Consider the following 9,523-nt stretch of genomic DNA (forward strand, 5'->3'; position numbering starts at 1 on the left):
GGGCGTGGGTGCGGTGCGCATGGCGCACCCTACGAAAGCCGCTCATCCGGCGCAGGGTGCGCCGCGCGCACCGCCGGTCCTCAGGCAGGCGGCGTTGCGTAACCACGCGGCTTCAGGCGTTTTCCAACTGCCGCTGCATGGCCTGGTATTCCCCGGCAACTTCGCGGATGCCCGGCAGCGCGGCTACTGACGCAAAAGCCCCGCCTCGGCGGGGCTTTTTGTTGGGCGTGGGTGCGGTGCGCATGGCGCACCCTACGAAAGCCGCTCCCATCCGGCGTAGGGTGCGCCGCGCGCACCGCCGGTCTCCAGGCCGGCGTTGCGTAACCACGCCGTTTCAGGCGTTTTCCATCTGCCGCTGCATGGCCTGGTATTCCCCGGCAACTTCGCGGATGCCCGGCAGCGTCGAGCCCAGGAGGACCTGACCCGCGCGCTCGATGAACCCCGGCGTGGCCGTGGTCAGCGCCTTGCGCAGCCAACCGATGGCTTCCTCCAGCCTGCCGTCCTCGGCCAGGGCGGTGGCGTGGTTGTACTGGCCGCGGAAATCGCCGCCCAGGGCTGCACGCTCGTACAGTTCCCGCGCCTTGGCCTGGTCGGCCGGCACCACGACGCCCTCGGCGTAGAAGCGCCCGAGGAGGTTCATCGACTTCGCGTGGCCCATCTCCGCAGCCTGGACGAACAGACGGAAAGCCTGCGCCATGTCCTGCGCAACGCCACGGCCACGGGTCAACAGCTGCGCGTAGTTGTAGAGGCCCCAGTCCAGGCCGAGCGCGGCGGCCCGCTGGAAGTGCCGCGCCGCTTCGACCAGGTCGATATCGCAGCCCCAGCCGTTTTCCAGGCAGCGGCCGACCATGTTCAGGGCCATCGGATTGTTCTGCGCGGCGGCGATGCGGAACCAGGTCAGCGCCAGCTTCTGGTCACGGGCGATGCCGCTGCCATCGAGAAGGATCTGCCCCAGGTGCGCCTGCGCGTCGGCATCGCCCTGTTCGGCGGCCAACAGCAGCAGCCGTGCACGGCGGCGCAGGTCGGCACTCATACTTCGGCCCAGCGGCGCAGCAGGTTGTGGTAGGTGCCGGTGAGGGTCAGCAATGACGGATGATCGGGCATGTCCGCGGTCAACCGCTGGATCGCCTGGTCCATCTCGAACAGCAGGGTGCGCTGGCTGTCCTCGCGAATCATGCTCTGGGTCCAGAAGAACGAGGCGTAGCGCGTGCCGCGGGTCACCGGCATGACCTTGTGCCGGCTGGTGCCGGGGTAGACCACCAGGTCGCCGGCGGCAAACTTCACCTGGCGCACGCCGTAGGTGTCCTCGATGACCAACTCGCCACCCTCGTACTCGTCGGGGTCGCTCAAGAACAGCGTGGAGGACACGTCGGTGCGCACCTGTTCCGCGCTTCCGCGGACCTTGCGAATGGCGTTGTCGATGTGAAAACCGAAGGTGCCGCCGTCGCGGTAGCGGTTGAACATCGGTGGGTAGGCCTTGTTCGGCAGCGCCGCGGAGAAGAACAGCGGGTGCTGCCAGAGCCGTTGCAGCATCGCCGAGCCGATTTCGCTGGCCAGCGGATCGTCTTCGGCCAACTGTTCGTTGGATTTCGCCTTCACCGACTGGTAACCGGCCGTGACACGCCCGTCGATCCATTGGGCGCCTTCCAGTGCCTGGCGAATGCGGGTGACTTCGTCACGGGTGAAGACGTGGGGAATGTGCAGCAGCATGGTGGCCGATCCAGAAAATTGAGTAAGGCGGAGCCGCATGTCGACATGCTTTGATGGTGCTCCAGACGCGAACGGAAAGCAGATGTGATTTTTTGCTAAATGGGAAAGAATTTCAATTGAAAACGTTTCTGCTCTGAAATAAATTGCGCTCCTTCAACAACGGGGGGGTAGACATGAAGTCTCAAAGCGCCAATGACGCGAACGTTTCAACGCAGCGGGTTCTCGCATCCGCGATCGGAGTTGCCATCACCGCCATGTCGGGAGGTCACGCGTTCGCCGCCGACGCGCCGAAGAAAGGCGAGGCGATCACCCTGGAAAGCGCCACTGCCGTGGGCGAGCAGGACCAGGAACAGAGCTACAAGGTGGACGAGGTATCCTCGCCCAAGTACACCGCTCCGCTGCGCGACACGCCGCAGACGATCACCGTGGTGCCCCACCAGGTTATCGAGGATCAGAACCTGCTGACCATGCGCGACATCCTCAGCACCGTGCCGGGCATCACCTTCGGCGCGGGCGAGGGCGGCGGCGGATACGGTGACAGCATCAACCTGCGCGGCTTTTCGGCGAACAACGACATTCAGGTCGATGGCGTGCGCGACAGCGCCCAGTACAGCCGCACCGACCCCTTCAACCTGGAACAGATCGAAGTCGTCAACGGCGCCAGCTCGGTGTACTCCGGCTCCGGCTCGGTGGGCGGCACGATCAACATCGTCACCAAGTCGCCTCAGCAGCGTGACTTCACCACCCTCAGCGGCGGGCTGGGCACCGACAACTACACGCGTGCCACGCTCGATACCAACCAGCACCTGAACGACACCACCGCCTTCCGCCTCAACCTGATGGCGCATGCCAACGACGCCCCCGGGCGGGACCACGAGGACTTCGAGCGCTGGGGCATCGCGCCGTCCATCGCGTTCGGGCTCGGCACGCCCACCCGTGTGACGGTCAGCTACGAGCACCAGAAAGACGACAACCTCCCGCAGTTCGGCGTGCCCATCTACAACGGCAAGCTGCTACCCGGCGTCGACTGGGACAATTACTACGGCTATCGCAACGCCAACAAGCAGGAAATCAGCACCGACGCCCTCAGCCTGAAACTCGAGCACGACTTCAACGACGCGGTGTCGATTCGCAACTTCAGCCGGGCGGCGCGCGTTCGTCAGGAAACCTGGGTTTCCGGCCCCGAAGGCGCTTCGACGGCGTGTCTGGCCACTGGCGTGACGCCTGCCGGTGGCGCTTGCGCCGGTACGCTTGCGCCCGGGTTCTTCCAGCCGAGCGGCGGTTCGCTGGGTAACGCGCGAGACACCGAAAACAGGATCTTCACCAACCAGACGGACGTGACCAGCAACTTCTCCACTGGCTTCATCGAACACACCCTGGTCACCGGGGTGGCCTTCACCCGCGAGGAATACGACGCGAAAACCGGCAACTGGATGCGCAACGCCGATGGCAGCTCGACCGGAATCGTTATCCCGCCCGTCAGCATCAGCGACCCCGAATCCTACTGGGGCGGTCCGATCAACTTCACCCGCACCGCGAAGATCGACGGCGAGCTGCACAACCGCGCGGCCTATGCCTTCGACACGCTGAAGTTCAACGAGCAGTGGGAGCTGAACGGCGGTGTGCGCTACGAGCGCAACGAGGGCAGTTCGAAGTCGGACGCCATCAATGCCACCACCGGTGCTGTCACGCCGGGCACTCGCTACCACAATAGCGACGACCTGACCTCCTATCGTCTTGGCCTGGTCTACAAACCTGCCGAAAACGGCAGCATCTACGTGGCCTACGGCAACACCAAGACGCCGTCGCAATCCTCGGTCAACGGCGGTTGCTTCAGCGCCGGGCGTGGCACCAACCCGTCCAGCAACAACTGCGACGCCGATCCGGAAAAATCCATCAGCTACGAAATCGGCACCAAGTGGGACTTCTTCCAGGACGCGCTGTCGCTGACCGCCTCGGTGTTCCGTAACGATCGGACCAACTACAAGGTGGCCAGCAACGACCCGAGCAACCTGTCCGGCGAGCAGGCGCTCGATGGCCAGGCACGCGTCGACGGCATCGCGTTGGGCGTATCGGGCTTGATCACCGAGAAGTGGAAAGTCTTCGCCAACTACACCTACCTGGACACCGAAGTGCTGCAGAGCGTCAGCGATTACACCCAGGAAACCACCGGCATCGACGCCCAGAAAGGCAATCCGCTGACCTTCACCCCCAAGCACGCCGCGAGCATCTGGACGACCTACGATCTGCCGTACAACCTGCAGCTCGGCTACGGTCTGACCACCCAGAGCAAGCAGTACCTGGCCAGCACCGACAACGCTCCGACGGCCTCCGGATATACCGTCCACCGCGCGATGCTCGGCTACAAGGTCAACCGCAATCTCGACCTGCGGCTGAACGTCAACAACCTGTTCGACAAGCACTACCTCACGCGCATCCGCAACAACGGCTGGGCAACACCGGGGGATGGCCGCGCCGCGATCCTGACCGCCAACTACAGCTTCTAGAGAGCTCCACGCCAAGCCCCGCTGCAGTTCGCTGCACCGGGGCTTTGTCGTACCCGGGCGGTGCTGCCGGGATAGGTAAGCAACAGGTAAATAGCGCGAGAAAACCCGCCTTTGAAAGTTTTTCTCAAATAGAATTTACTCCTGTTTGGCGCTGCCAAACGAATCATTCAATTCCACGCAGGGATGCGCGCGTCGCACTGCCCAGCCGCGCGAAGGTGACCCAGGTGTTCAAGAAAACGATCTTCCAGCTGCACTGGTTCTTCGGCATCAGCGCCGGCCTCGTGCTGGCGCTGATGGGGCTGACCGGGGCGATCTACGAGTTCCAGGACGAGATTCTCGAGCTGATCAATCCCCAGATGCAGGTCGAGCGCCGCGATGCGCAGGTGCTACCGCTGGGCGAGCTGGCAGCCAGGGCGCAGGCGCTGGAAGGCAAGACGGTGTCGGGCGTCTACCTGATCCTCGGCGACGGCGATCCGGCGCGGGTGTTCTTCACCCCGCCGCCGGGCGAACGGCGTGGCGCCATGCGTTTTCTCGATCCCTACACCGGCGATGCGATGGGCGAGCCGCGAGGCATGGGTTTCTTCGCCTTCGTACTGCAACTGCACCGCTTCCTCGCGGCTGGCGAGGTCGGCAAGCAGATCACCGCCGCCAGCACCCTGGCGCTGGTGTTCTTCTGCCTCTCCGGCCTCTACCTGCGCTGGCCGCGCAAGGCGCTGAACTGGCGCGCCTGGCTGACCCTGGACTGGGCGAAGAAGGGCCGCGCCTTCAACTGGGACCTGCATGCCGTGGCCGGCACCTGGTGCCTGGTGTTCTACCTCTGCGCGGCGCTGACCGGGCTCACCTGGTCCTACGACTGGTTCCGCGACGGCGCCAATCGCCTGCTCGGCGACGCGCCGACCGGACAGCAGGGCAAACGCGGTGAGGGCCGCGGCCGGCCTGGCGGGCAAACGCCGGGCGCCGCGCCGACAGCGGCCCCGGTGGTCGACTACGACCTGCTCTGGAACAGCATCCGGCAGACCGCCGGCGACCACCTGGCGGGCTTCAACCTGCGCCTGCCGCTGGCGGCAGGCCAGCCGGCCACGGTGTTCTACCTGCTCGACGATTCGCCGCACCCGCGCGCGCTGAACCAGATCCAGCTGGATACCGCGACCGGCAAGGTGCTGCGCCACGAGCGCTATGCCGACAAGAACCTCGGCCCGCAGCTGCTGATCAGCATCTACGCGCTGCACACCGGCGAGTATTTCGGCCTGCCCGGCCGCATCCTGATGATGCTGGCCAGCCTGGGCATGCCGCTGTTCTTCGTCACCGGCTGGCTGCTCTACCTCGACCGCCGCCGCAAGAAACGCGAAATTCGCGCGGCGCGTGTCGGCGTGGCCGGCGATTCGTCGGCGCAGGGCTGGCTGATCGGTTTCGCCAGCCAGAGCGGTCTCGCCGAACAGCTGGCCTGGCGCGCCGCCGGGCAGTTGCAGGCCGCCGGCGTCCCGGTGCAGGTGCAACCGCTGATGCGCATCGACGAACAGGCGCTGCGCCAGACGCGCAACGCACTGTTCGTGGTCAGCACCTTCGGCGACGGCGAGGCGCCGGACAATGCCCGTAGCTTCGAGCGCAAGATGCTCGGTCAGCGCCTCGACCTGGGCAGCCTGCATTACGCGGTGCTGGCGCTGGGCGATCGCCAATACCAGCAGTTCTGCGGGTTCGCCCGCCGCGTCGATGCCTGGCTGAGCGGCGCCGGCGCCCGCACGCTGTTCGACGCGGTGGAGGTGGATGACGGCGACAGCGCGGCCATCGCCGATTGGCAGCTGCGCCTGAACGAAGTCACCGGCACCCGTGGGCCGCTGGAGGTCGCGCCGGTGCCGTTCGACAGCTGGCCGCTGCAGCGCCGCGTCTGCCTCAACCCTGGCAGCCAGGGCGCGCCGACCTTCCTGGTCGGCCTGGCGCCACGCGCCGACTGGTGCGCCGGCGACATCCTCGAAGTGCTGCCGCGCCATCCGCCGGAGAAGGTGCGGCGCTGGCTCGACGGCCACGGTCTGGCCGCGGATGCGCCGGTGACGCTGGACGGGCTGGCCATGCCGCTGCTCGACGCGTTGTGCACGCGGCAACTGCCGGACAGCTTCGTCCACCTGGTCGGGCTGCACCCGCAGACGCTGCTGGACGCGCTGGTGCCGCTGGGCGTGCGCGAATATTCCATTGCCTCGCTGCCGTGCGACGGTGTGCTCGAGCTGATCGTGCGCCAGGAATTCCACCCCGACGGCAGCCTCGGCCTCGGCTCCGGCTGGCTCAGCGAACATGCGCCGCTGCACGCTGGGGTGCGCGCACGGGTGCGCCGCAACAGCGCCTTCCATGTCCCGGAGGATGACCGTCCGCTGATCCTGATCGGCAATGGCAGCGGCCTGGCCGGCCTGCGCAGCCTGCTCAAGGCGCGCATCGTCGCCGGCCAGCGGCGCAACTGGCTGCTCTTCGGCGAGCGCAACCGCGCCCACGACTTCTACTGCGCCGAGGAAATCCAGGCCTGGCTGGCGAGCGGCGAGCTGCAGCGGCTCGACCTGGCGTTCTCCCGCGACCAGGAGCGCAAGCGCTACGTGCAGGATGTGCTCGGGGAAAACCTCGACGAGCTGCGCCGCTGGCTGGAGCAGGGCGCTTCGATCTACGTCTGCGGCAGCCTGGTGGGCATGGCCGGTGGCGTCGATGCGCTGCTGCTGGAGGCGCTCGGCGAGCAGGGCCTGGCCGACCTCACCGAAGCCGGACGCTATCGGCGGGATGTGTATTGAGGTGGCGGCCCACCGTGCGCGTTTGGGGTGACGGTGGGTGAGTGAACGGTGGGCTGAAGCCCACCCTACAACTCGGAGCGGCGGCGTGCAGGGGCGATACGCCGTTACGCGACGCCGACCTCTCCGGCGTAATGGCAGGCGACCAGGCGCTCGTCCAGCGGGCGGAATGCCGGGACTTCCTGGCGGCAGCGCTCAGTCGCGTAGGGGCAGCGCGGGTGGAAGACGCAGCCGGACGGCGGATCGAGCGGGTTGGGCAGCTCGCCGCTGATCCTGATCTTCGGCCTGTTCGGGTCCGGGTGCAGGGTCGGTGTGGCCGACAGCAACGCCTGGGTGTAGGGGTGCAGCGGTCGGCCGTGAACGCGTTCGCTGGGGCCCAGTTCCATCGGCCGGCCGAGGTACATCACCAGCACCCGGTCGGCGACGTGCTGCACCACCGAGAGGTTGTGCGAGATGAACACGTAGGCGGTGCCGAACGCTTCCTGCAGGTCCATGAACAGGTTCAGCACCTGCGCCTGGATCGACACGTCCAGCGCCGAGGTCGGCTCGTCGGCCACCAGCACTTTGGGGTTCAGCATCATTGCCCGGGCGATGGCGATGCGCTGGCGCTGGCCGCCGGAAAACATGTGCGGGTAGCGCGGGTAGTGCTCGGGGCGCAAACCCACCTGGCGCATCATCGCCTGCACCTGTTCCTGGCGTTCGGCGCGCGACAGCCCGGTGTTGATCAGCAGCGGTTCGGCCAGCTGGTCGCCGATCTTCTGTCGCGGATTGAGCGAGGCGTAGGGACTCTGGAAGACCATCTGCACGTCGCGGCGCAGTTGCTTGCGCGCCGCCCTGCTGGCGCCGGCGACTTCCTGCCCGGCGATCTGCAGCGAGCCGGAGGTGGGCTGCTCGATCAGCGTCAGCGCGCGCGCCAGGGTCGACTTACCGCAGCCGGATTCGCCGACCACCGCCAGGGTCTGCCCGGCTTCCAGCGCGAAGGAGATGCCGTCCAGCGCGCGGACCACCGCATTTTCCCTGAACAGCCCGCGCGATACCTGGTAATGGCGGGCCAGGTCGCGGGCGACCAGAACGCTCATACGACCCCCTCCTGGTTACGCGGATGAAAGCAGCGCGCCAGGCTCTGCGCCTTGGCGTCCAGCGGCGGGCGCCGTGCCCGGCAATCGTCTTGCACGTAGGGGCAGCGCGGCGACAGCAGGCAGCCGTGCGGGCGGTCGTAACGGCCGGGGACGATGCCCGGCAGCGTCGCCAGCCGCCTCGCGCCCCGGCTGTGCTCGGGAATCGCCGCCAGCAGCGCCTCGCTGTAGGGGTGTGCCGGGCGCTCGAACAGCGTCGGGATGTGGCCGACTTCCACCGCTTCGCCGGCGTACATCACGCACACCCGCCGGGCGGTTTCGGCGACCACCGCGAGGTCGTGGGTGATCAGGATCAGCGCCATGCCGCGGTCGCGCTGCAGGTCCAGCAGCAGGTGCATGATCTGCGCCTGGATGGTCACGTCGAGGGCGGTGGTCGGTTCGTCGGCGATCAGCAGCTTGGGTTCGCCGGCAATCGCCATGGCGATCGCCACGCGCTGGCTCATGCCGCCGGAAAGCTGGTGCGGATAGGCGTCAAGGCGGCTCGCCGCGGCCGGGATTTCCACCCGTTCGAGCAACTCCAGCGCGCGTTGGCGGGCGGCGCGGCCCTTGAGGCCGAGGTGCTGGCGCAGCACTTCCTCGATCTGGAACCCCACCGTGTAGCTGGGGTTGAGCGCGGTCATCGGGTCCTGGAAGACCATCGCCAGGTCCTTGCCGACGATGCGCCGCCGCTGCCGTGGCGTGAGGCGCAGCATGTTGGTGCCGTCGAAGCGCAGGACATCCGCGCCGACGATGCCAGGCGCATCGACCAGGCCCATCAGCGCCAGCATGGTCACGGATTTGCCCGAGCCCGACTCGCCGACGATCGCCAGCACCTCGCCGGCCTCCACCGTGAGGTCCAGCGCATCGACCACCGGCGCCGCGTCGGCGCCGAAGCGCACGGAGAGGTTCTGGATTTCCAGCAGACTCATGGGGCGGCCTCCGTCATCAGGCGTGGCGCCCCTCGCAGGCTGGACGATTCATCCGCCCACCGTCGTGGGGGCTCGGCGAGGAGGTATCGGTGCGCGTGGCGCACCCTACGGGGAGAGGTGTTGTAGGGTGCGCCGTGCGCACCGGAGCCTCGCAGGAGGGACGACGATTCACCCGCCCACCGTCGTGGGGCCTCGGCGAGGGGGTATCGGTGCGCGTGGCGCACCCTACGGATACTGGCGCTGTAGGGTGCGCCGTGCGCACCGGAGAGGAATTCACTCATCAGGCAGCGTTCTTCAGTTTCGGGTCCAGCGCGTCGCGCAGCCCGTCGCCCATCAGGTTGATCGCCAGCACGCTGAGCAGGATGGTCAGGCCCGGCAACGAAACCACCCACCAGGCGCGCTCGATGTAGTCGCGCGCCGACGCCAGCATGGTGCCCCACTCGGGCGTCGGCGGTTGCACGCCGAGGCCGAGAAAGCCCAGCGCGGCGGCGTCGAGG

6 protein-coding genes and 1 pseudogene are annotated in these 9,523 nt (G+C 67.2%); 2 read left to right on the forward strand and 5 right to left on the reverse strand.

The genetic code is table 11. From position 1 onward, the window contains the following. Positions 1–334: 334 nt before the first annotated feature. Both QMX85_RS18150 and QMX85_RS18155 read right to left on the reverse strand, forming a co-directional pair. Positions 335–1,033: a tetratricopeptide repeat protein gene (locus tag QMX85_RS18150; RefSeq protein ID WP_282343208.1), complete on the reverse strand. Its 699-nt coding sequence runs from the start codon at positions 1,031–1,033 to the stop codon at positions 335–337. Then, entirely contained in the window at positions 1,030–1,710 is a 681-nt protein-coding gene (locus QMX85_RS18155) for a Fe2+-dependent dioxygenase (RefSeq protein ID WP_282343211.1), read from the reverse strand. The genes QMX85_RS18150 and QMX85_RS18155 overlap by 4 nt, the downstream gene beginning before the upstream one ends. Before the next feature lie 254 nt (positions 1,711–1,964). Here QMX85_RS18155 and QMX85_RS18160 point away from each other — a divergent pair, with 254 nt between their 5' ends. Together QMX85_RS18160 and QMX85_RS18165 are read left to right on the forward strand one after the other, a co-directional pair. Further along, the gene (locus QMX85_RS18160) at positions 1,965–4,217 is read left to right on the forward strand and encodes a TonB-dependent siderophore receptor (protein WP_282343213.1); all 2,253 of its coding nucleotides are present in this window, start codon (positions 1,965–1,967) and stop codon (positions 4,215–4,217) included. Positions 4,218–4,441: 224 nt separating this feature from the next. After that, complete coding sequence (locus tag QMX85_RS18165; RefSeq protein ID WP_282343216.1) at positions 4,442–6,985, forward strand: sulfite reductase flavoprotein subunit alpha; 2,544 nt, start codon at positions 4,442–4,444, stop codon at positions 6,983–6,985. A gap of 104 nt (positions 6,986–7,089) precedes the next feature. Here QMX85_RS18165 and QMX85_RS18170 read toward each other — a convergent pair whose 3' ends face one another. The 3 genes and pseudogenes from QMX85_RS18170 to QMX85_RS18180 form a co-directional block, all read right to left on the reverse strand. Then, on the reverse strand, positions 7,090–8,061 hold the full coding sequence (locus tag QMX85_RS18170) for a peptide ABC transporter ATP-binding protein (RefSeq protein WP_282343219.1): 972 nt from the start codon (positions 8,059–8,061) through the stop codon (positions 7,090–7,092). Further along, positions 8,058–9,026: an ABC transporter ATP-binding protein gene (locus QMX85_RS18175; RefSeq protein WP_282343221.1), complete on the reverse strand. Its 969-nt coding sequence runs from the start codon at positions 9,024–9,026 to the stop codon at positions 8,058–8,060. The genes QMX85_RS18170 and QMX85_RS18175 overlap by 4 nt, the downstream gene beginning before the upstream one ends. A gap of 280 nt (positions 9,027–9,306) precedes the next feature. After that, a pseudogene (locus QMX85_RS18180) lies at positions 9,307–9,523 on the reverse strand (dipeptide ABC transporter permease DppC); the annotation flags it as partial.

This window comes from Pseudomonas sp. PS02288, assembly GCF_029959715.1.
In the GTDB taxonomy this organism is placed as follows: Bacteria; Pseudomonadota; Gammaproteobacteria; order Pseudomonadales; family Pseudomonadaceae; genus Pseudomonas_O; species Pseudomonas_O kuykendallii.

What these genes read in the sequence shown, in the direction of transcription:
- QMX85_RS18170 (WP_282343219.1), bottom strand. Translation starts at nt 8,061, where the DNA reads ATGAGCGTTCTGGTCGCCCGCGACCTGGCCCGCCATTACCAGGTATCG.
- QMX85_RS18175 (WP_282343221.1), bottom strand. Translation starts at nt 9,026, where the DNA reads ATGAGTCTGCTGGAAATCCAGAACCTCTCCGTGCGCTTCGGCGCCGAC.
- QMX85_RS18155 (WP_282343211.1), bottom strand. Translation starts at nt 1,710, where the DNA reads ATGCTGCTGCACATTCCCCACGTCTTCACCCGTGACGAAGTCACCCGC.
- QMX85_RS18150 (WP_282343208.1), bottom strand. Translation starts at nt 1,033, where the DNA reads ATGAGTGCCGACCTGCGCCGCCGTGCACGGCTGCTGCTGTTGGCCGCC.
- QMX85_RS18160 (WP_282343213.1), top strand. Translation starts at nt 1,965, where the DNA reads ATGTCGGGAGGTCACGCGTTCGCCGCCGACGCGCCGAAGAAAGGCGAG.